Origin of the sequence: Rothia sp. 27098_8_161 (assembly GCF_041432905.1) — a bacterium.
GTDB lineage: Bacteria > Actinomycetota > Actinomycetes > Actinomycetales > Micrococcaceae > Rothia.
This window is the reverse complement of the sequence record NZ_JAPWAL010000012.1, coordinates 20,472-43,633: the sequence shown is the minus strand read 5'-3', so window position 1 is coordinate 43,633 and position 23,162 is coordinate 20,472. Positions and strand designations below refer to the sequence as shown.

Here is a 23,162-nt window from a genome sequence, read left to right as displayed (position 1 = left end):
GAGCCAGGGCTGTAGGAGGCCTTTGGTAAGTCCTTAAGAAGAAATATCAGCCGTACAGCATAGATGGCTCTCGCAACCCTTAGCTTTGGCGTTTTCTACCATGGCATTCGGTTTTATTCTCTAGCTCCTCTCAGAGGTTTCTCAGCGGATCCCAGTGGCTTTTAGCGGCCGCTATAAGCCCATAACCGCTGTCGTGTATGGGTTCCACCGCTAAAAATCAGACGGCGCTTCGGCCTCCTTAGTTCTTCAAAAGGGCATAACAAAAGGACCCCCGCAGATGCGGGGGTCCTTGAGTATCGCTACCTGATGGAGAGTTTCCGCTCCGGCAGATCTTTAGCGAATTGTCGTAAATTTACGGCAATTACTTGATGATCTTGGTAACACGACCCGAACCAACGGTGCGGCCACCCTCACGGATAGCGAAGCCGAGGCCCTCTTCCATTGCGATTTCCTGGATCAGGGTAACGGTCATCTCGGTGTTGTCACCGGGCATAACCATCTCGGTGCCCTCGGGGAGGGTGATAACGCCGGTCACGTCAGTGGTACGGAAGTAGAACTGAGGACGGTAGTTGGAGTAGAAGGGGTTGTGACGGCCACCCTCATCCTTGGAGAGGATGTAGACGTTTGCCTCGAACTCGGTGTGGGGGGTGATGGAGCCCGGCTCCACGACAACCTGACCACGCTCAACATCGTCACGCTTCAGACCGCGCAGCAGCAGACCACAGTTCTCGCCTGCCCATGCTTCGTCGAGCTGCTTGTGGAACATCTCGATACCGGTAACGGTGGTCTTCTGGATCGGGCGGATACCGACAATCTCGACCTCGGAGTTGATCTTCAGGGTACCGCGCTCTGCACGACCGGTAACAACGGTGCCACGACCGGTAATGGTGAAGACGTCCTCGATGGGCATGAGGAAGGGCTTGTCCTTCTCACGAACGGGGTCCGGAATGTAGGTGTCGACTGCGTCCATGAGTTCCTCGACCTTAGCAACCCACTCGGGATCGCCTTCGAGAGCCTTCAGTGCGGAAACGCGAACAACGGGAGCATTGTCGCCGTCGAACTCCTGCGAGGAGAGGAGGTCACGGACCTCCATCTCGACGAGGTCGAGGAGCTCTTCGTCGTCAACCATGTCTGCCTTGTTCAGTGCAACCAGCAGGGTGGGGACGCCAACCTGGCGAGCGAGCAGAACGTGCTCGCGGGTCTGTGCCATGGGGCCGTCGGTAGCTGCAACCACGAGGATTGCGCCGTCCATCTGAGCCGCACCGGTGATCATGTTCTTGACGTAGTCAGCGTGGCCGGGAGCATCAACGTGTGCGTAGTGGCGCTTCTCGGTCTGGTACTCGATGTGAGCAATGTTAATGGTAATACCGCGCTGGCGCTCCTCGGGAGCGGAGTCGATCATACCGAAGTCGCGCTTCTCGTTCAGGTCCGGGTACTTGTCAGCCAGAACCTTGGAGATTGCTGCGGTCAGGGTGGTCTTACCGTGGTCAACGTGACCAATGGTACCGACGTTAACGTGAGGCTTGGAGCGCTCGAACTTAGCCTTAGCCAAGAGTGTTCCTCCTAGAACGATTGAAAACATGCACGCGGATCTTCGCTCCGGCGCATCCCGTTATAAAACGGTCTAGCGTCTACAATAGCGGATTACGCCGCAGAGATGAAACTGTTCATGCTCTCAATAATGGATTTAATTGAAAATTTTGGTGTGGGCCACAGGTTTTTAGCCCGTGGCCCACGGATAAGACGCGGAAATTACTCGCCGCGGCTCTTCTGAATGATCTCGTCAGCGACGTTCTTGGGAACCTCGCCATAGCTATCGAATGCCATCGAGAACACTGCACGACCCTGGGTCTTGCCGCGCAGGTCGCCAATGTAACCGAACATTTCGGTCAGGGGCACAATAGCCTTGATAATCTTAACGCCGGATGCGTCCTCCATAGAACGAACCTGGCCACGGCGGGAGTTCAGGTCGCCGATAACGTCGCCCATGTACTCCTCGGGGGTACGAACCTCAACGTCCATCAGCGGCTCGAGCAGGACCGGGTTAGCGCGCTTAGCGCCTTCCTTGAAGACCATCGAACCAGCGATCTTGAACGCCATTTCGGAGGAGTCGACGTCGTGGTACGCACCATCGATCAGGGTTGCCTTCACGCCTACCATCGGGTAGCCAGCGAGGACACCGAACTTCATAGCGTCCTGGATACCAGCGTCGACCGAAGGGATGTACTCGCGAGGAACGCGGCCACCGGTGACCTTGTCCTCGAACAGATACAGCTCTTCGCCATCCAGGGGCAGGGGCTCGAAGGAGACCTGCACCTTTGCGAACTGACCGGAACCGCCAGTCTGCTTCTTGTGGGTGTAGTCGACCTTCTCGACTGCCTTCTTGATGGTCTCGCGGTAAGCAACCTGAGGCTTACCAACGTTAGCCTCAACCTTGAACTCACGCTTCATACGGTCAACGATGATGTCCAGGTGCAGCTCACCCATACCACCAATTTCGGTCTGACCGGTTTCTTCGTTCAGCGAAACGGTGAAGGTGGGGTCCTCAGCGGAAAGCTTCTGGATAGCGGTGGACATCTTCTCCTGGTCACCCTTGGTCTTGGGCTCAATAGCCACGAAGATCACAGGATCGGGGAAGGTCATCGACTCAAGAACAATCGGGTGTGCGGGGTCGCACAGGGTGTCACCAGTAGTGGTGTCCTTCAGACCAATCGCAGCGTAAATGTGACCTGCGGTGATCTCTTCAACAGGGTTCTCCTTGTTGGAGTGCATCTGGAAGAGCTTACCGATGCGCTCCTTCTTACCCTTGGTGGAGTTCAGGACCTGCTGGCCCTGAGCTGCAACACCGGAGTAAACGCGGGTATAGGTTAGCTGACCGTAGAACGGGTGAGCTGCAACCTTGAACGCCAGCGCTGCGAAGGGCTCATCAGCAGATGCCTTACGGGTCAGCTTCTCTTCCTCGTTGGAGGGGTTGGAGCCGACAACGTCCGGAACGTCCAGCGGGGAGGGCAGGTACTCGATCACAGCGTCCAGCATGGGCTGAACACCGCGGTTCTTGAATGCAGAACCGCAGAGAACGGGGAATGCCTCGCCGGCGATAACCAGCTGACGGATACCCGACTTAATCTCGGGGATGGTCAGCTCGCCCTCTTCGAGGTACTTCTCCATGAGCTCTTCGCTGGACTCAGCAACAGCCTCAACCAGCTCAGCTCGGTACTGCTCAGCCTTCTCAACCAGGTCAGCAGGAATGTCCTGAACCTCGTAGGAGGAGCCCATGGTCACGTCGCCCTTGGCGTCGCCGGGCCAGACGTATGCCTTCATTTCGAGCAGGTCGACAACACCAAGGAAGTCGCTCTCAGCACCGATGGGGAGCTGAATAACCAGCGGGCGTGCGCCCAGGCGATCGATGATGGTCTGAACGGTGAAGTAGAAGTCAGCACCCATCTTGTCCATCTTGTTGACGAAGCAGATACGGGGGACATCGTACTTGTCAGCCTGGCGCCAAACGGTCTCAGACTGGGGCTCAACACCTTCCTTGCCGTCGAACACAGCAACTGCGCCGTCGAGGACGCGCAGGGAGCGCTCAACCTCAACGGTGAAGTCGACGTGACCGGGGGTGTCGATAATGTTGATCTGGTTGTCCTTCCAGAAGCAGGTGGTTGCTGCGGAGGTAATGGTAATACCTCGCTCCTGCTCCTGAGCCATCCAGTCCATAGTGGAAGCGCCGTCGTGGGTCTCACCGATCTTGTGGTTAATACCGGTGTAGAACAGAATGCGCTCAGTGGTGGTGGTCTTACCGGCGTCGATGTGCGCCATAATACCGATGTTGCGGACCTTGTTAAGGTCGGTGAACACGTCAAGTGCCACGTTATTCTCCCTAAATGAGATACTCCGAAAGCCTGCCGACTCGAATTGACTCGGCAGGCTCTAAACGGAGAATTACCAGCGGTAGTGTGCGAAGGCCTTGTTGGACTCGGCCATCTTGTGAGTGTCCTCGCGACGCTTCACAGCGGCACCAAGACCATTGGATGCATCCAGGATCTCGTTCATCAGACGCTCAGTCATGGTCTTCTCGCGGCGCTGCTTGGAGAAGCCAACGAGCCAGCGAAGAGCCAGAGCGGTGGAACGGCCGGGGCGAACCTCAACCGGAACCTGGTAGGTTGCACCGCCGACGCGGCGGGAGCGAACCTCGAGAGAAGGCTTGATGTTGTCCATAGCCTTCTTCAGAGTTGCGACCGGGTCAGAACCGGTCTTCTTCTCGACGCCCTCGAGGGCACCGTAGACGATGCGCTCTGCGACGGACTTCTTGCCGTCCAGCAGAACCTTGTTGATCAGCTGGGTGACCAGAGCAGAACCGTAAACAGGATCGTTTACGAGGGGACGCTTGGGAGCGGGACCCTTACGAGGCATTACTTCTTCTCCTTCTTAGCGCCGTAGCGGGAGCGAGCCTGGCCGCGACCCTTAACACCCTGGGTATCCAGAGCGCCACGAACGATCTTGTAGCGAACACCGGGGAGGTCCTTCACACGACCACCGCGAACGAGCACAATCGAGTGCTCCTGCAGGTTGTGACCCTCACCGGGAATGTATGCGGTAACCTCGACGCCGCCGTTGAGCTTGACACGAGCGACCTTACGCAGTGCCGAGTTCGGCTTCTTCGGGGTGGTGGTGTACACACGGGTGCACACGCCACGCTTCATGGGGTTGCCCTTCAGTGCGGGCGCCTTGGTCTTAACGACCTTGGGAGTCCGGCCCTTACGGACCAGCTGCTGAATAGTAGGCACGTTTTCTCCGTTGCTTGATCGGGTTCCTCGTTAGAAAATCCCGTATAAACTTACTGGCCCCCATCACGTTGGATGGGTGCTCTCGGTTATCAGAAACGCTCGGATGCATATCCGGTTGGTTTCTATAGGTTCCTCGACATCTCGGCGAGTTCTCAGGGCTAAAATTCCCCACCTTCAGAGGTGAAAAAGTTTTTGGGCACGCTTAAAAATGGCATTTAGGCGTCAGCAAAAAGCAACACCAAAGGACGGTATCCATACTGCCATTGATTCATCATGCCCGTACCCTCGGGAAATATCCCGCGTAAACCCACCGGGGGTGGATCCTTGTGCACCGAGCTCAAGTACTTCGCATAAGACTATACAGGTTAAATCCCACTTAATCTAGCGCCAGAGCGGGGATTCTTTGCTTTTAAGCCCCTACCTAAGAGCAAAAGCTGATGATTTGCCTCACTTAAATTACATTATTGGGATTTACTGCTCCCCCACTGCCTCTTCGGCTCGCTCTGTTTCTTTTGCCTCCTTGGAGTAAGTTAAAGCAGAAGAGCACCCAGAACCCTCTCGATGATTCTCGGCAGCATCAACAGATGCGGGAGGCGAGCGCGTAGCTACATCCGCCTCCCGCAAGGGAGTATCCAGTTATAGGTCCACCACAGCGGCTGCTGGGCTACGCCACCTGGAAGACTCGAGTCTGGCCCTCAAACAGGGTAATAGTCTTCGAATTTTTATTGGCATTGCCGTAGTAGCGGATGCGGTACTACCCCTTATGAGTATTAGCCGACACCTTCCAGTGAACCGTCACCTGGGACGCCGAAGCTCATAATCTGCACTGGATACTTTTCCTGAATGACCGTTCCATTTTTTGCAGAGAAGAGAATGCCCTTCGGCTGCTGGCAACTCGTCTGCGCTGCACTCGGAGTGAACACCAAAGTAACCAGCATAGAGGGGCAACCAGAGCCTTCCCTATAGGCATCCCAGCCACCACCGCCATCCTCAGTGGAACCAGAACCAAACGAAGTACTCAAGAAACCCTGACAGGTGCGCTCATTATGGCCACCACCGGTGTACTTGGCATCCACGTTCATACCCGAGAAATTGAAGTACGAAATACGCAAATCCAGCCCCTTACCCACCGGAGTACCCGCACTCTTGAGCTGAGAACGCACAGCATTAGACTGCTTCTCACCCTGAATCTTCACATTCTTGAACTGGTCATTAGTGGGACCCTGACCAGGCTTCAACCAAGTATTCGGGGAAACATCACCAGCATTAGCATTGAGCACCTCCTGATGGAAGCCCAGGGTCGTAATGTTGTACAGGCTCTGGTGCGTAATACCACCGGGGGGGGCGTGTGGGTATGAGTCACGGTAATCATAATGTTCGACTCATCGTATGCGAAGCCAAACTATGCACGGATACTCTTGACCAGTTCATCACGCAGCGACTGCCAGCCAGTCAGAGAGTCCAGGACAACAATGAGGTTGCGCTTACCGGAGGCGCGATCCACCGTATGAAAAGCGCAAGCATACTGACGATTATGCACACCGCTGCCCTTCTGGAAAGAGTCGTCATAACCCATGAAGCCGACTTCACTGGGCTCACCGATAACATCCGCCGCACCCGCATCTACCAGGTAGGGGGTAGCACTAGCGCTCTGAGAAACAGGGGCCGCGGTCGCAACCTGACCGGTAGAAGAACTGCGGAAGCCACAATAAGGTATGCTACACCAATGCAAGCAAGAGAGTGGGTGGGCGCCTTAAAACGCGAAAAACAGAGGAGTGCTTTCGCTCCCCTGCAGACATAGAAGAATCCTGTTCAGACATCTGAGATTGAGATGCTCCGGAAAGCAGTCGGGTACCGCGAAAATCACCCGTACGGAAGTGATTGGAGCGATATGCATGCCTTCAAGACTATAACCTAACCAAAAGGCTTTCCAGTTGAATTCGCATTGCTCAAATCAAGAATGTTTATTCTACATAAACTTCAAATAAAAACGAGTCAACATTCTATATATTGCAGTCCTGGTGTGTCTTCTAGGGAGATGGGGAATATTTGACTGACACCTAATTTCTTGCGCAGTCAAGTAATTTTCCCATTATAAAAAATAATGCACTTCAATATTTTTATAAATAAATTCACCCACTAGGCATAGAATATACAACCTCATATTGAAGGATAAAGAGTATTATAGCCACGCTTAAAAGAATCCTCCACCCCTCATAAAACAAAACGCGGATACCCGAGACAAACTCGAGTATCCGCGTTTCTAATGAAGACCAGGCCGGGAGTCTAAACCCTCAACCTGCCCCTCACGGCAGCAGCCTTAGTCCAGACCACGACCGTACTCATCCAGCGAAACAGCCATGAAGCCGCCGTTGCCGTAAGTGTACACCTCGTTATCCATCTGGAACGCACTCTGGTAACCACCGAAAGTGTCCAGAGTCTGCATACGCTCAGCAGTAGCCTGAGCGCTGGGCTCAACCTCAATATTGTTGTAACGTGCCAGACCGGTACCGGCGGGAACCAGCTTACCGATAATCACGTTCTCCTTCAGGCCGAGCAGCGGGTCAGTCTTCGCTTCCATAGCAGCCTGAGTCAGGACGCGGGTGGTCTCCTGGAAGGAGGCCGCCGACAGCCAGGACTCGGTAGCCAGCGAAGCCTTGGTAATACCCATCATTTCCGGACGACCAGCTGCGGGCTTCTTACCCTCAACCAGTGCCTTACGGTTAGCAGTCTGGAAAGCAATGTTATCAACCAGCTCACCAGGCAGCAGATCGGTATCACCGGATTCAATCACGGTCACGCGACGCAGCATCTGGCGAACAATAACCTCAACGTGCTTGTCGTGGATTTCCACACCCTGCGACTTGTACACACCCTGAACCTCGCTCACCAGGTGCTTCTGAGCCTCACGAGGACCACGAATACGCAGAACCTCCTTCGGATCAACAGAACCGGTAGCCAGCTGATTGCCAACCTGAACGTGGTCGCCATTCTGCAGCTTAGAGGCCGCACGACGCAGAACAGTGTAGGACTGAGGCTCAGAACCATCGTCCGGGGTCACCACAATCTTGTAGGACTTCTCGGTATCCTCAATGGTCACGCGACCGGAGACCTCAGAAATCGGGGCAACACCCTTGGGAGTACGAGCCTCGAACAGCTCCTGAATACGGGGCAGACCCTGAGTAATATCATCAGCCGAAGCCACACCACCGGTGTGGAAGGTACGCATGGTCAGCTGGGTACCGGGCTCACCAATCGACTGAGCCGCAATAATACCAACAGCCTCACCAATGTCCACCAGAACGTTCGAAGCCATCGAACGACCGTAGCACAGTGCACACACACCAATAGCAGACTCACAGGTCAGAACCGAACGGACGCGAACTTCCTTCACGCCTGCCTTGAAGAGCTTCTCAATGAGCTCATCAGAGACATCGGAACCCGCGGCAGCCAGAACGTTACCAGACTCATCCTTCACATCCACCGCAAGGGTACGACCGTGAATCGAAGTCTCGACGTCCGGGTGCAGACCGCCGTCCTCATCAATCAGAGGCAGAACCAGACCACGGCGGGTGCCACAGTCGTGCTCACGAACGATAACATCCTGAGAAACGTCCACCAAACGACGGGTCAAGTAACCCGAGTTAGCGGTACGCAGCGCGGTATCAGCCAGACCCTTACGTGCACCGTGGGTTGCGATAAAGTACTCCAGAACCGACAGGCCTTCACGGTACGAGGACTTAATCGGGCGAGGCATAATCTCACCCTTCGGGTTCGACACCAGACCACGGATACCCGCAATCTGACGGACCTGCATCCAGTTACCACGTGCACCGGAGGTCACCATACGGTAAATAGTGTTCAGACCACCGTGAGAGCTCAAGTTCTCACGCATAGCCTCTGCAACCACGTCGGTAGCCTCGGTCCAAACCTTGATCAATTCCTGACGACGCTCTTCGTCATCGATGGTACCGATCTCGAAGTCATCCTGAATTGCAGCAGCCTGCTTCTCGTAGCGCTCCATAATTGCCGGCTTCTCAGAAGGAGTAGCAATATCGGAAACAGCCACGGTCACGCCTGAACGGGAAGCCCAGTAGAAACCGGAGTTCTTCAGGTTGTCTAGCGCACGAGCCACAACATCCATCGGGTAACGCTCAGCCAGATCATTAATCAGGCTACCCAGGCCCTTCTTATCTGCCACGCCAGAGAACCAGGGGTAATCCTTCGGCAGAGCCTGGTTGAACAGAACCTGACCAACGGTGCAGTCCAGCAGCACAGAATCGCCGGGCTGGTAGCCCTCCGGTGCTTCCCAATCCTCGGGGGCAACGAACTGGTCACCATCAAGGCGAATCTTCACCTTGGTGTACAGCTCAATCTCGTGACGATCCATCGCCATCAGAGCCTCAGCCACCGAGGAGAATGCGTGACCCTCGTTCTTCTGACCGTCGCGGGAGCTAGTCAGGTGGTACAGACCAATGATCATATCCTGCGAAGGGACAGCCACAGGGCGGCCATCCGAAGGCTTCAGGATGTTGTTCGAGGACAGCATAAGGATACGAGCCTCAGCCTGAGCCTCGGGAGATAGCGGCAGGTGAACTGCCATCTGGTCACCATCGAAGTCAGCGTTGAACGCGGAGCAAACCAGCGGGTGCAGCTGAATAGCCTTACCCTCAACCAGCTTCGGCTCAAACGCCTGAATACCGAGACGGTGCAGGGTAGGTGCACGGTTCAGCAGAACCGGGTGCTCAGCAATAATCTCTTCCAGAACGTCCCAAACCTGCGGACGGAAACGCTCAACCATACGCTTAGCGCTCTTAATGTTCTGAGCGTGGCTCAGCTCCACCAAACGCTTCATAACGAAGGGTTTGAACAGCTCCAGTGCCATCTGCTTGGGCAGACCACACTGGTGCATCTGCAGCTGAGGACCAACCACAATCACGGAACGACCCGAGTAATCAACACGCTTACCGAGCAGGTTCTGACGGAAACGACCCTGCTTACCCTTCAGCATGTCAGACAGAGACTTCAGGGGGCGGTTACCGGGGCCGGTCACCGGGCGACCACGACGACCGTTATCGAACAGCGAGTCCACAGCTTCCTGCAGCATACGCTTCTCGTTGTTCACGATAATCTCGGGAGCACCCAGCTCCAGCAGACGCTTCAAACGGTTGTTACGGTTAATCACACGACGGTACAGGTCGTTCAGGTCGGAAGTCGCGAAGCGGCCACCGTCCAGCTGAACCATCGGGCGCAGTTCCGGCGGAATAACCGGAACAACATCCAGGACCATACCCAGCGGGGAGTTATTAGTGGTCAGGAAGGCGTTAACAACCTTCAGACGCTTCAGAGCGCGGGTCTTCTTCTGACCCTTACCGGTCTGAATGATCTCCTTCAGAGCCTCAGACTCAGCCTCCAGGTCGAAGGACTCCAGACGCTTCTTAATAGCCTCTGCGCCCATTGCACCCTCAAAGTACAGGCCGTACTTATCAATCATGGAACGGTACAGAGCCTCGTCACCCTCAAGGTCAGCGACCTTCAGGTTCTTGAAGCGATCCCATACACGATCCAGGTGCTCAGCCTCACGCTCGTAACGCTTACGCACCGACGCGAGCTGACGCTCAGCGTTATCACGCAGCTTACGCTTCTCAGCAGCCTTGCCGCCCTCTGCCTCAATACGAGCCAGCTCCGCCTCAACCTCACGGCTAATAGCGTTCACATCAGCGTTCAGAGCAGCCTCAAGCTCTTGCTTCTCGCGGTCGTGAGCAGCCTGCAGCATCGGCAGGTCCTCGTGACGAGCTTCCTCATCAACCTTAGTGATCATGTACGCAGCGAAGTAAATGACCTTCTCCAGGTCCTTCGGAGCCAGATCCAGCAGGTAACCCAGACGGGAAGGAACACCCTTGAAGTACCAAATGTGGGTAACAGGAGCAGCCAGCTCAATGTGACCCATACGCTCACGACGTACCTTAGAGCGGGTCACCTCAACACCACAGCGCTCACACACAATGCCCTTGAAGCGTACGCGCTTATACTTACCGCAGTAGCACTCCCAGTCCTTGGTGGGGCCGAAGATACGCTCGTCGAAGAGACCGTCCTTTTCGGGCTTCAGGGTACGGTAGTTGATGGTCTCGGGCTTCTTAACCTCACCAAAAGACCAACGACGGATGTCGTCGGCGGTGGCGAGGCCAATTCGCATCAAACCAAGCGAAGATTCGTTGGACATATCGGTCCTAATCTCTTTCTGTAAGTTTCTGAAGACTTAGGTTAGCGGGTGGGAACCCCACAACGCACGCGAGCGCATACGGGGTTCCCCACCCTAGAAGGAGGCGGTGCTTATGCCTCGTCGACGGAGCTAGGCTCGTCGTGGGTCAGGCTTACGCCCATATCTTCTGCTGCCCGGAAGCCTTCTTCCTCCGAGTCGCTCATCTCAATAGTCTTGCCGTCGGTGGAGAGCACCTCGACGTTCAGGCACAGAGACTGCATTTCCTTGATAAGAACCTTGAAGGATTCGGGGATACCCGGCTCAGGGATGTTCTCGCCCTTCACAATAGCCTCGTAAACCTTCACACGGCCCGCCACGTCATCGGACTTGACGGTCAGGATTTCCTGCAGGGTGTATGCGGCGCCGTATGCCTCCAGCGCCCACACTTCCATCTCACCGAAGCGCTGACCACCGAACTGCGCCTTACCACCCAGGGGCTGCTGGGTAATCATCGAGTACGGACCGGTGGAACGAGCGTGAATCTTGTCATCCACCAGGTGGTGCAGCTTCAGGATGTACTGGTAACCAACCGAAATCGGGTCCGGGAACGGCTCACCGGAACGGCCGTCAATCAGACGTGCCTTACCGGAGCGGTTGATCAGACGGTCACCATCGCGGTTCGGGTTTGAGTGATCCATGAGGTCAAACAGCTCGTCCTCGTGGGCACCGTCAAACACCGGGGTTGCCAGGCGGGTCGGGCCGGATTCCTTCGGGAAGTTCGGCATGTGCTTGAGCCACTCGGGCTCGCCTTCAATCTTCCAACCCTGCTTAGCCAGCCAACCGGTGTGGACTTCCAGAACCTGACCAATGTTCATACGACCGGGCACACCCAGCGGGTTCAGGATAACGTCCACGGGGGTACCGTCTTCCAGGAAGGGCATATCCTCGATCGGAAGGATCTTGGAAATAACACCCTTGTTACCGTGGCGGCCTGCAAGCTTGTCGCCGTCGGTAATCTTACGCTTCTGAGCCACGTACACACGGACCAGCTGGTTCACACCCGGGGGCAGATCGTCCTCATCATTGCTCTCGCGGTCGAAGATGCGGATACCAATGACGGTACCGGACTCGCCGTGAGGGACCTTCAGAGAGGTGTCACGAACCTCGCGAGACTTCTCACCGAAGATTGCGCGCAACAGGCGCTCCTCGGGGGTCAGCTCGGTCTCGCCCTTAGGAGTGACCTTACCAACGAGGATGTCGCCAGCCTCAACTTCAGCACCGATGTGAATGATGCCGCGCTCGTCCAGAGCCGAGAGAACGTCCTCGGACACGTTCGGGATGTCGCGGGTAATCTCCTCGGGGCCCAGCTTGGTGTCGCGAGCGTCGATCTCGTGCTCCTCAATGTGGATCGAGGTCAGCACGTCCTCAGAAACCATGCGTTGGGAGAGGATGATCGCATCCTCGTAGTTCAGGCCTTCCCACGGCATATATGCCACGAGCAGGTTCTTACCCAGTGCCAGCTCACCACCGTCGGTGGAGGGGCCGTCAGCAATAACGTCGCGGTATTCGACGCGCTGGCCTTCCTTCACCACAACGCGCTGGTTGTAGCAGTTACCCGGGTTCGAACGGGAGAACTTCATAATCGGGTAGGTGGAGACAGAGCCGTCGTCGTTACGGACGATAACGGTCTTAGCGTCAACGGAGGAAACCACACCGGGCTTCTTCGCGAGCACAGAGTCACCGGAATCCAGTGCTGCATACTTCTCCATACCGGTACCAACCACGGGAGCCTCAGACTCCAGCAGGGGCACAGCCTGACGCTGCATGTTAGCACCCATCAGTGCTCGGTTAGCGTCATCATGCTCCAGGTAAGGAATCAGGGCGGTAGCCACAGACACCATCTGACGCGGGGAAACGTCCATGTACTGCACGGCGCCGGGAGCAACCATAACAGCTTCACCAGAACCGTCACCCGCACGGCAGAGAACCTCATTCTCAGCGAAGGTGCGGTCGGGGTTCAGCGGTGCGTTTGCCTGTGCGATAACGACGGACTTCTCGTCGTCAGCGGTTAGGTAGCGGACCTCGTCGGTCACGCGGCCGTCAGTTACCACGCGGTAGGGAGTCTCAATGAAACCGAAGGAGTTGATACGACCGTAGGTTGCCAGCGAACCAATCAGACCAATGTTCGGGCCTTCAGGAGTTTCAATGGGGCACATACGACCGTAGTGCGAGGGATGGACGTCTCGAACTTCCATGCCTGCACGGTCACGGGACAGACCGCCCGGGCCCAGTGCGGACAGACGACGCTTGTGGGTCAGACCTGCCAGCGGGTTGTTCTGGTCCATGAACTGCGACAGCTGAGAGGTACCGAAGAACTCCTTGATAGCTGCCACGACGGGGCGGATGTTCACCAGGGACTGCGGGGTGATAGCGTCCACATCCTGGGTGGTCATGCGCTCACGAACCACGCGCTCCATACGAGACAGACCGGTACGGATCTGGTTCTCAATAAGCTCACCCACGGTGCGGATACGGCGGTTGCCGAAGTGGTCAATATCGTCGATATCGATCTTGAGGGAGATTTCCTCGCCGTCACGGACGCCGGGGATGGTGGTCTCACCTGCGTGCAGAGCGCAGAGGTAACGAATCATCTGAGCGATGTCGTCCTGGCTCAGAACGGAAGCCTCGGGGGAATCCATGGGAACGTCCACACCGAGCTTACGGTTCAGCTTGTAACGACCAACCTTCGCCAGGTCGTAGCGGCGCGGGGTGAAGTACATGTTGTCCAGCAGACCCTGAGCCGCTTCAACCGTCGGGGGTTCGCCCGGACGCAGCTTGCGGTAGATATCCAGCAGAGCCTCGTCGCGGTCCTTAACGGAGTCCTTCTCCAGGGTTGCACGGATGGAGTCGTACTGCCCGAACTCAGCCAGAATCTTAGACTCGGTCCAGCCCAGAGCCTTCAGCAGAACAGTCACAGACTGCTTACGCTTACGGTCCAGACGCACGCCTACCTGATCGCGCTTATCAATCTCAAGCTCGAACCATGCACCGCGGGAAGGAATCACGCGGGCAGAGTAAATGTCCTTATCTGAGGTACGGTCCGGAGCCTTCTCAAAGTAAGCACCGGGGGAACGCACCAGCTGAGAAACGACCACACGCTCAGTACCGTTAATAACGAAGGTACCAGCCTCGGTCATCAGGGGGAAGTCGCCCATGAACAGGGTCTGCTGCTTGACCTCGCCAGTAGCGAGGTTCATGAATTCAGCCTTAATGTACAGCGGAGCCGAGTAGGTTGCGTCGCGGTCCTTGCACTCCTCAACAGAGTACTTGGGGTCAGCAAACTCAGGCTCAGAGAAGGAGAGCTGCATAGTCTCCTGGAAGTCACGAATCGGGGAGATTTCTTCAAAAATCTCAGCCAGACCGGACTGAGCGGGGACAGAATTGTCACCTGCAGCCTGTGCTTTTTCCAGACGCTCCACCCAGCGCTCGTTACCCACGAGGCGGTCGAAGCTATCGGTCTGGATAGCAAGCAGGTTGGGAACCTTCAGTGGTTCATTAATCTTCGCGAATGAAATTCGGCGGGAGACGTTCTCCGCACCGTTAGCGGCATCATGATTCGAGGTGCTCGAAGCGACCAAAATGGGGATCCTTCCACAGACATGTCTGTTAGCAATCAGCCTCCCGGCGACATTACCGGCGACACGACAACCTCAGCCCCCGATATAAACGGTGCTAGAAGCTATAGAGTCGGACGGAAAAACGTCACCTTCAGCCCGTGCCCACCGCTATATGAAGGCACAAAGGTTAGGGAAAGCGTAAATACTAACAATACAGGAAGAAAGCCCATCTGTCTACCACACCCGCATCAGGAGTGCAAACCTGCCACGGCATGCACCTAGCATTCCACTACATTCACCGCCAAACCGCCCATAGACGTCTCCTTGTAACGGTGAGACATATCCAAACCGGTCTGACGCATCGTCTCAATCACCTGATCCAACGACACACGGTGCGTACCATCACCACGCAACGCCATACGTGCAGCCGTCACTGCATTCGACGCCGCCATCGCATTACGCTCAATACAAGGGATCTGCACCAAACCACCCACCGGGTCACAGGTCAGACCCAAGTTGTGTTCCATCGCAATCTCAGCAGCATTCTCAACCTGCTCAGGAGTACCACCCATCACCTGTGCCAAACCGGCAGCAGCCATCGAGGAGGCACTACCCACCTCACCCTGGCAACCAACCTCAGCACCAGAAATCGACGCACGCTTCTTATACAGCACACCCACAGCAGAAGAAGCCAAGAAGAAATCAACAACCGCCTGATCACGAGCAGCCTGACCGCAATGTCGAATACCCTGCGTGTAGTTCATCGCATAATGCAACACCGCCGGAATAATGCCCGCAGCACCATTCGTCGGAGCGGTCACCACACGACCACCAAAAGCGTTCTCCTCATTGACCGCCAAAGCAATCAGATTCACCCAGTCAATAGCGAACTCAGGAGACTTCGAAGGATCCTCCACCATCAAATCGCGATGCCACGCACCCGCACGGCAACGCACCTTCAGCGGGCCCGGCAAATACCCCACACGTGCCAGAGAAGAGCCAATGCACTCCTTCATCACACGGTAGATATGCAAGATGCCATCGCGGACCTCTTGCTCAGAACGCAAAGAACACTCATTCGCCATTTTCAACTGCGCAATCGACAACCCAGCCTCATTCGCCATCTCCAGCAGCTCAGTAGCCGAACCGAACGGATACGGAGGGTTCATCAGCGACGCACCACCGGTCGCCTCCTCATCACCCTCAACAATGAAGCCGCCACCAATGGAATAGTAGGTACGCTCCAACAGCAGCTGCTCACCCGCAAACGCCGCGATCTTCATGCCGTTCGTATGGCGCGGAAGAACCGTCAGCGGACGCAGAGTCATATCCAGCTCACGGTACTTCACCACCGGACCATACACCTTCTGCTCCTCGCCACCAGGCGCAGTCACACCATAAGCAGAGGAGGGGTAACCTGCCAGAGGCAACGTGCCGTCCACACTATTACGCTCAATCATCGCCTCAGAATCAGCGATATTAATCGTCTCCGGAACAAAACCGCACAAACCCTTCAACACAGCGCTCATCGTGCCGTGACCAGCGCCCGTAGCCGCCAACGAACCATACAGGTCAACATGTACGCCCGTTACACAGTCCAGCATGCCCTCATCAATCAGCTCCGCCACAAAACGGTTCGAAGCGCGCATCGGCCCCACGGTATGTGAGCTCGAAGGACCCACACCAATGCTGAACATCTCAAAAACACTGATGTCGTACGGCAGAGCCTCTGCCTTCTTCTGGGCACTGCTGGGTGCACTCTGGTTAATAGCCATGTTCTGTCCTTCAAATAAAAATGTCTGTGCACCGCACCAAAAGATACGTGCACCTCAACAGAGGAAGCACACATCAATCTGCGGTCTCTACGCGCGGACAATCACCCTTGACTGACCGCTCTAATCCTAACGCACTTCAGAACCATCACAAACTAAGGCCTAGAACACCTCGACACTCCCCCACCACTCAGCACCGCAGCACATCGAATAAAAGGCGCCGTGCCTACACAGGGCACGACGCCTCTCCCCTACAGATTATCTGCAGAAAAACTCTTACTTCTCACGCTTGTAGAACGGCAGAGCCACAACATCAAACGGAGCACGCTTACCGCGGATATCAACATCCACAGTAGAGCCAACCTCAGAGAACTCACGGTTCACCAGTGCCATAGCAATCGGGAAACCCAAAGTCGGGGAAGGAATACCGGAGGTAACCTCACCAATCTCATTACCTTCAGCGTCCACCAGCTTAGAACCGGCACGAGCAGGACGTTTCGCCTGAGCCTTCAGACCAACCAGGATACGCTTCGACTCATTCTTAGCCAACTCAGTCAGAGCTTCACGACCCACAAAGTTAGTAGCCTTCTTCTCCAGAGCAATCTCAACCAGGCGGCCCAAACCGGACTCAAACGGAGTAATCTCAAGACCCAGCTCGTGACCGTACAGCGGCATACCAGCCTCAAGACGCAGGGAGTCACGAGAAGCCAGACCGGCAGGAATCATACCGAAAGGCTCACCAGCAGCAGCCAGCTTATCCCACAGCTCAACAGCGTTCTCATTCGGAACGAACAGCTCGAAGCCATCCTCACCGGTGTAACCGGTACGAGCCAGCAAAACATCAACGCCGGCAACAGTCAGCGGTACCGAAGCGTAGTACTTCAGCTCACGGACAGCCTCATCATCAGACACGCCAGCAGCCAGCAGAATCTCCTCAGCACGAGGACCCTGAACAGCCACCAGAGAAGTCTGCTCCGACTCATTCACAAACTCAACATTGAAATCACCCAGGCGCTCGCTCATCGCCGCAAAGTCAGTCTCAATATTCGAAGCATTCGGAACAACTAGGAACTCTTCATCGCCCAGACGGTAAGTAATCAGGTCGTCAATCACGCCGCCCTTGTCGTTGACCAGGATCGAGTACTTTGCCTTACCAACCTTCAGGATGGACATATTCGACACCAGAGCGTAATCCAGGAACGCGCCCGCATCCGGACCGGTCACGCGGAACTCACCCATATGAGACAAGTCGAAAATACCGGCACTAGTACGGACAGCCTCATGCTCAGCAACGTCATTAGCGTACTTCAGGGGCATATCCCAGCCGCCAAAGTCGGTGAAAGAAGCACCAAGCTTCTCGTGGACAGAGTACAGAGAGGTCTTCTTAGGGGACATTAGATTCTCCTCACGCACAGCCTTGTGCTGTTATCGTTCAATCGTCATAGATTTCATTCACCCCCACAGACACGAGATACGCTGCGGAGGCGACCCCCACCCGCCCCAGAAATCTGAGAACGGGTGAGGCAGGTAGACCGCTACAGTCTACCCAGGAGCGTTATAGGCTCCTTATGCTTCCAGGTCGAAAGCCTCCATCGGGGGGCATTCGCACACGAAGTTACGGTCACCGCCAGCGCCGTCGATACGACCCACCGAAGTGAAGTACTTATTAGCACGCAGACTCGGGACCGGGAAAGCTGCCTGGGTACGGCTGTAGCGGCGATCCCACTCATCGGCACTCACCACATCAACGGTGTGCGGTGCGTTGCGCAGAACCGAATCCTCCACAGCGACCTTACCCTCAGCCACCTCGATGATCTCGTCGTAGATGGTCTCCATTGCCTCAATAAAGCGGTCCAATTCTTCCTTCGACTCAGACTCAGTCGGCTCAACCATCAGGGTGCCCGGAACCGGGAACGCCAGGGTCGGAGCGTGGAAGCCGAAGTCCATCAGACGCTTGCAGACATCCTCAGCTGTCACGTGAGTCTGATCGGTCAGCTGACGCAAGTCCAGGATGCACTCGTGAGCGACCAGACCGCCGGGGCCGGTGTACAGCACCGGGTACTTGTCATTGAGCTTCTTCGCAATGTAGTTAGCGTTCAGAACCGCGTACTGCGAAGAGTCCTTCAGACCCTGAGCACCAGTCATCGCAATGTACATCCAGCTAATCGGCAGAACGCCTGCAGAACCGAAGAACGCCTGCGAAATCGGCAGTGCAACGTCATTGGGGAGCTTACCCTCAGCATCAGCATGGTATGCGTCACCGGGCAGGAACTTCGCCAAGTGGTCACGAACAGCCAGAGGGCCCACACCGGGGCCGCCACCACCATGAGGAATGGAGAAGGTCTTGTGCAGGTTCAGGTGCGAAACATCGCCACCAAACTTACCGGGCTGAGCGAAGCCCATCTGAGCGTTCAGGTTCGCACCATCCAGGTATACCTGGCCACCTGCCTCGTGAACCAACTGGCAGACCTCAGCAACCTGCTCCTCAAACACACCGTGGGTAGAGGGGTAGGTAATCATGATGCCGGCAACCTTGGGGCCGTACTTCTCAATCTTTACCTTCAGGTCGTCAACATCAATCGAACCGTCAGCCGCAGTTGCCACACCGGCAACCTTCAGACCAGCCAGAGCGGCAGATGCTGCGTTGGTACCGTGAGCAGACAGCGGAATCAGTACAGTGTCACGCTCGTGGTCACCATTAGCCTCGTGGAAGGAACGGATAGCGCGCAGACCAGCGTACTCACCGGTTGCACCCGAGTTCGGCTGCAAGGAGATAGCATCATAACCGGTAATAGCAACCAGCCACTCGCTCAGGTCCTTAATCAACTCGTGCCAGCCCTCTGCCTGGTCCTCCGGGACCAGCGGGTGAATGTTTGCGAACTCAGGCCAGGAGATAGGCTCCATCTCAGCCGCTGCATTCAGCTTCATGGTGCACGAACCCAGCGGAATCATGGTGCGGTCAAGCGCCAGGTCCTTATCAGCGAGGTGACGCAGGTAGCGCATCATCTCGGTCTCAGAACGGTACTTGTGGAAAATCGGGTGCTGCATGTAGTCATCGGTACGCAGCAGCTCAGCGGGCAGATCATACTGTGCATCTGCCTCGCCCAGGGTGCCGCCCAGAGCCTCAACCAGGCTCTTGAGCAGTTCCTCACCGTGAGACTCACCCACAGAGATACCAACACGGTTCTCGTCGAAGCGGCGGATGTTCACGCCAGCTTCCAGAGCCTTCGCAACCAGCTCATCGGCACGGCCAGCAGCCTCCACCACGACGGTGTCGAAGAAAGTATCGTGAGCGATACCGTAGCCCGCAGCCTTCAGCGCGGTAGCAACACGAGCGGCGTTGGTGTGCAAGCGGTTCGCGATAGCGCGCAGACCCTCAGGACCGTGGTACATCGCGTAAGCACCAGCAACAATCGCCAGCAGAGCCTGAGCAGTACAAATATTGGAAGTAGCCTTCTCACGGCGAATGTGCTGCTCACGAGTCTGCAGAGCCAGACGGTACGCAGGCTTACCGGCAGAGTCCTTAGAAACACCCACCAGACGGCCAGGCATGGTACGCTCCATGCCCTTGTGAACAGCCATGTACGCAGCGTGGGGGCCACCGAAGAAGAAGGGCAGACCGAAACGCTGAGTGTTACCCACAGCGATATCAGCACCCAGCTCACCCGGAGACTTCAGCAGGGTCAGAGCCAACAGGTCAGCGACCACAGTGACCAGGGCGTTACGCTCCTTAGCGGCCTTAATCAGCGGCTCAATATCGCGAATATCGCCTTCATTGCCGGGGTACGCCAGGACGATACCGTACAGGTCGCCCTCGGGCAGACCCTCAGAGAAATCAGTAATGACGAAGGGAATGCCGAGCATCTCTGCACGGCCACGAGTCACCGAAATAACCTGAGGCAGGCAACGGGAGTCAATCGCGAAGAAGCCATTCTTCACCTTGCGGTTCGCACGGTGCATCATGACAGCTGCCTCAGCTACTGCGGATGCCTCATCCAGCAGGGAGGAGTTTGCAATCTCCAGGCCGGTCAGCTCCATCACGGTGTTCTGGAAGTTCAGCAGAGCCTCCAGACGGCCCTGAGAAATCTCAGCCTGGTACGGGGTGTAAGAAGTGTAGAAACCGGGGTTTTCCAGAATGTTACGGCGCAGAACCGCGGGAGTTACTGCATCGTAGTATCCGGCACCAATCATCTGGGCGAGAACCTTATTCTTCGCAGCATAGCCGGCAATCTTTGCCTGAGCCTCATGCTCCGACAGCGGAGCAGGCAGCTGCAATTCGCCGTCAAGGCGAATCTGGGAGGGGACGACAGCGTCCATCAGCGCATCCAGGGAAGAGTATCCCAGGGTTTCGAGCATCTGCTCTGCGTCTGCGGAACGGGGGCCGAGATGACGATCAATAAAGGACATAGGATTCTCCTATTGGTCGGCGCAAACCGTAGAGGGGTCACGTCGCGCTATTGCGACGAGTCGAACGCTTTAAGTGTCCCACATCTCCGCAAAGTTTCGCTAGCTTTACCAACATTTGACATGCCCAAACATCAGACTCTTCTGCCCCGACAAAGCTCACCCCTGTTAGACGAAAAACAGTAGAAAAGCACAAAGCCCGGCTCGTCCTCTCCGAAGAGAAAACGAGCCGGACTCAGTCAAAGCAAACTTCATATACACCCTGCAGAAGGATGTACTAGAAGAACCTACTTAGCGTGCTTAGCGTGATCCGGCTTGCCACCGTGCGGCACGAGGAATACCGACAGGAAGGCGAGGAACGCGGTCACGGCCAGCAGCATCAGACCGATGAAGTAGTTGTTGTGCTCCTGGTTGTAGGTTGCACCCATCACCAGCGGCGGGAAGAAGCCACCCAGCGCGCCAGTAGCAGCAATCACACCGGACACCGCACCAACGTTCTTCGGGTCAGCAACGCGACCCAACCAGCCGAAGACCGAGCCGTGGCCCAGACCCAGCAGAGCACCCATCAGGATGAAGACAGCACCGTACACGTGCTCAGCATTAGGCTGGAATGCGGTAATAACTGCCAGAATCACCACACCGCCCAGGGAGATGAGGGAGATAATCTTCGGACCGAACTTATCAGCCAGAACACCACCGAAGGGACGAGCCACCACAGCGGCAGCGGTAAAGCCAGCCGCACGCAGACCAGCGTCATTAGCGTCGAAGTGGTAGATGTTGCTCAGGTAAGTGGGCAGGTAGTTCGAGAATGCCACGAAGGCACCGAACACAACTGCGTAGAGGAAGCAGAGTTGCCAAGTGGTCTTCACCTTGAATGCGCGAATAATCTTCGGCATCAGCGGGGTGACCTCACGGCCAATGGTTGCCGGGGAATCCTTCAGGAACACGAAAGAAATCACGGCGGTTACTGCACAAATCACAGCAATCAGGATGTGAGTCGGGAAGTAACCGATACCCTGCACCAGGCGGGGGGTAGCGAATGCGGAAACCGCGGTACCCACCATGCCTGCACCGAACACGCCGGTTGCGAAGCCCTTCTTCGATGCGTCATACCATGCCGAGCTGAAGGGAATACCTATAGCGAACACGGTACCCGCAATACCCAGGAAGAAGGAGACAATCAGCAGCATGGGCAGAGAGTTCATCTGACCAGCCACGCCCACCAGCAGAACCAGCGGTGCGCTGACAGCCAGAACAATGGTGAACATAATACGACCACCGTAACGGTCAGTCAGACCGCCGACGGGAATACGGCCGATAGCGCCGATGAAAATCGGCATAGCCACCAGGAGGCTGGTCATACCAGCGTCCAGGTGCATCTGCTTCGCGTACATCTTGGCCAGCGGGCCAACGATGGTCCATGCCCAGAAACCAATGGTAGAGGCGAAGGTTGCAAGCAGAACGTTACGGAGCTGACCATTCTTCAGGTCGTAGCTCGGTGCAGCAGGGGTGCTCATATTTCCTCTTTTGCAATATGGATATGTGTATTAGCGGTCGGCGCGCTCACGCGGGAGAGTACCAACCGGATCCCAACCTCGACGTGCACCAACACGCTGGCCACCACGAGAGCGGTACACGGTGTAGGGGCGGAAGAGGTAGTGCAGGGGCACAGTCAGTGCATGCACCAGGCGGGTAAACGGCCAAATGATGAACAGAACCATAGCCACCACAATGTGAATCTTGAAAGCCACAGGAATATTCACCATCAGAGCCACCTCAGGGTGGAAGTAGAACAGCGAACGGAACCACACAGAAATGGTCTCACGGTAGTTGAAGTGAACCTCGTGACCATTCACCGGAGGCAAACCACCCGAGGGGTTCACTGCCGAAATTAGAGTAGCCGCAGTACCGGCGAGAATCACCAGAACCAAAACGACATACATGAAAACGTCATTACGAGTGGTAGCCGAACGCACACGAGAGTTCGAAGCGCGGCGACCAATCAGAACGAACATACCAACAATGGTTGCGACCGCAGCAACAGAACCGCCAACCAGCGCCACAATGTGGTAAGTGTCTTCCGAAACGACCAGGTCGGTGAATGCCTTAGGCACCACCAGACCACCAACGTGGCCAAGGAAAACGGCCGCAAGACCGTAATGGAACAGGGGCGAAGCGATGCGCAACAGCTTCGATTCATAGACCTGGGACGAGCGGGTAGTCCATCCGAACTGGTCAGTACGGTAACGCCAAATGGTGCCACCAATCAGAACGACCAGTGCAACATAGGGCAGAACGCCCCACAGCAGGATGTCAACAATACCCGGATCGACTACAGCCTGTGCAGCATGTCCTGCGTTCTCAGAAGCAAGTACGTACACGT

The 23,162-nt window shown here is 56.0% G+C and carries 13 protein-coding genes; all 13 read right to left on the bottom strand.

Annotation, left to right across the window (positions count from 1 at the left end):
* Window positions 1-361: 361 nt before the first annotated feature.
* The 13 genes from tuf to narI all read right to left on the bottom strand — a co-directional run bounded on the left by tuf (window position 362) and on the right by narI (window position 23,160).
* Window positions 362-1,552 carry an elongation factor Tu gene (gene tuf, locus O3648_RS05570; protein ID WP_005504946.1) on the bottom strand — a complete coding sequence of 397 codons (1,191 nt, stop codon included), beginning with the start codon at window positions 1,550-1,552 and terminating at the stop codon, window positions 362-364.
* Between the two features lie 200 nt (window positions 1,553-1,752).
* Window positions 1,753-3,867 (bottom strand): elongation factor G, encoded by a 2,115-nt coding sequence (gene fusA / locus O3648_RS05565; RefSeq protein WP_279741289.1) that lies wholly within the window; start codon window positions 3,865-3,867, stop codon window positions 1,753-1,755.
* Between the two features lie 72 nt (window positions 3,868-3,939).
* Entirely contained in the window at window positions 3,940-4,410 is a 471-nt protein-coding gene (gene rpsG / locus O3648_RS05560; RefSeq protein ID WP_005504941.1) for a 30S ribosomal protein S7, read from the bottom strand.
* Window positions 4,410-4,784: a 30S ribosomal protein S12 gene (rpsL, locus tag O3648_RS05555; protein WP_005504939.1), complete on the bottom strand. Its 375-nt coding sequence runs from the start codon at window positions 4,782-4,784 to the stop codon at window positions 4,410-4,412. Before rpsL ends, rpsG begins: the two co-directional genes overlap by 1 nt.
* Before the next feature lie 770 nt (window positions 4,785-5,554).
* Complete coding sequence (locus O3648_RS05550; protein WP_371568995.1) at window positions 5,555-6,064, bottom strand: neutral/alkaline non-lysosomal ceramidase N-terminal domain-containing protein; 510 nt, start codon at window positions 6,062-6,064, stop codon at window positions 5,555-5,557.
* 122 nt (window positions 6,065-6,186) lie between these two features.
* Window positions 6,187-6,516, bottom strand: a complete 330-nt coding sequence (locus O3648_RS05545) for a neutral/alkaline non-lysosomal ceramidase N-terminal domain-containing protein (protein ID WP_371568993.1) — start codon at window positions 6,514-6,516, stop codon at window positions 6,187-6,189.
* Between the two features lie 588 nt (window positions 6,517-7,104).
* Window positions 7,105-11,007, bottom strand: a complete 3,903-nt coding sequence (locus O3648_RS05540; protein WP_371568990.1) for a DNA-directed RNA polymerase subunit beta' — start codon at window positions 11,005-11,007, stop codon at window positions 7,105-7,107.
* 110 nt (window positions 11,008-11,117) lie between these two features.
* A complete protein-coding gene (gene rpoB, locus O3648_RS05535; RefSeq protein WP_279741297.1) occupies window positions 11,118-14,624 on the bottom strand; it encodes a DNA-directed RNA polymerase subunit beta in 3,507 nt (1,168 codons plus the stop codon).
* A gap of 257 nt (window positions 14,625-14,881) precedes the next feature.
* Window positions 14,882-16,378, bottom strand: a complete 1,497-nt coding sequence (locus tag O3648_RS05530; RefSeq protein WP_279741299.1) for an L-serine ammonia-lyase — start codon at window positions 16,376-16,378, stop codon at window positions 14,882-14,884.
* A 273-nt stretch (window positions 16,379-16,651) separates the two neighbouring features.
* Window positions 16,652-17,770, bottom strand: a complete 1,119-nt coding sequence (gcvT, locus tag O3648_RS05525) for a glycine cleavage system aminomethyltransferase GcvT (RefSeq protein ID WP_279789288.1) — start codon at window positions 17,768-17,770, stop codon at window positions 16,652-16,654.
* A 171-nt stretch (window positions 17,771-17,941) separates the two neighbouring features.
* Window positions 17,942-20,782, bottom strand: coding sequence for an aminomethyl-transferring glycine dehydrogenase (gene gcvP, locus O3648_RS05520; protein ID WP_371568988.1), 2,841 nt, complete (start codon window positions 20,780-20,782; stop codon window positions 17,942-17,944).
* A 284-nt stretch (window positions 20,783-21,066) separates the two neighbouring features.
* Entirely contained in the window at window positions 21,067-22,296 is a 1,230-nt protein-coding gene (locus tag O3648_RS05515) for a nitrate/nitrite transporter (RefSeq protein WP_371539831.1), read from the bottom strand.
* 30 nt (window positions 22,297-22,326) lie between these two features.
* A complete protein-coding gene (gene narI, locus O3648_RS05510) occupies window positions 22,327-23,160 on the bottom strand; it encodes a respiratory nitrate reductase subunit gamma (RefSeq protein WP_049327557.1) in 834 nt (277 codons plus the stop codon).
* Window positions 23,161-23,162: the final 2 nt, after the last annotated feature.

Coding starts and splice junctions, on each gene's coding strand:
- O3648_RS05515 (WP_371539831.1), bottom strand. CDS start 22,296: ATGAGCACCCCTGCTGCACCGAGCTACGACCTGAAGAATGGTCAGCTC.
- gcvT (WP_279789288.1), bottom strand. CDS start 17,770: ATGTCCCCTAAGAAGACCTCTCTGTACTCTGTCCACGAGAAGCTTGGT.
- O3648_RS05540 (WP_371568990.1), bottom strand. CDS start 11,007: ATGTCCAACGAATCTTCGCTTGGTTTGATGCGAATTGGCCTCGCCACC.
- rpsG (WP_005504941.1), bottom strand. CDS start 4,410: ATGCCTCGTAAGGGTCCCGCTCCCAAGCGTCCCCTCGTAAACGATCCT.
- O3648_RS05530 (WP_279741299.1), bottom strand. CDS start 16,378: ATGGCTATTAACCAGAGTGCACCCAGCAGTGCCCAGAAGAAGGCAGAG.
- gcvP (WP_371568988.1), bottom strand. CDS start 20,782: ATGTCCTTTATTGATCGTCATCTCGGCCCCCGTTCCGCAGACGCAGAG.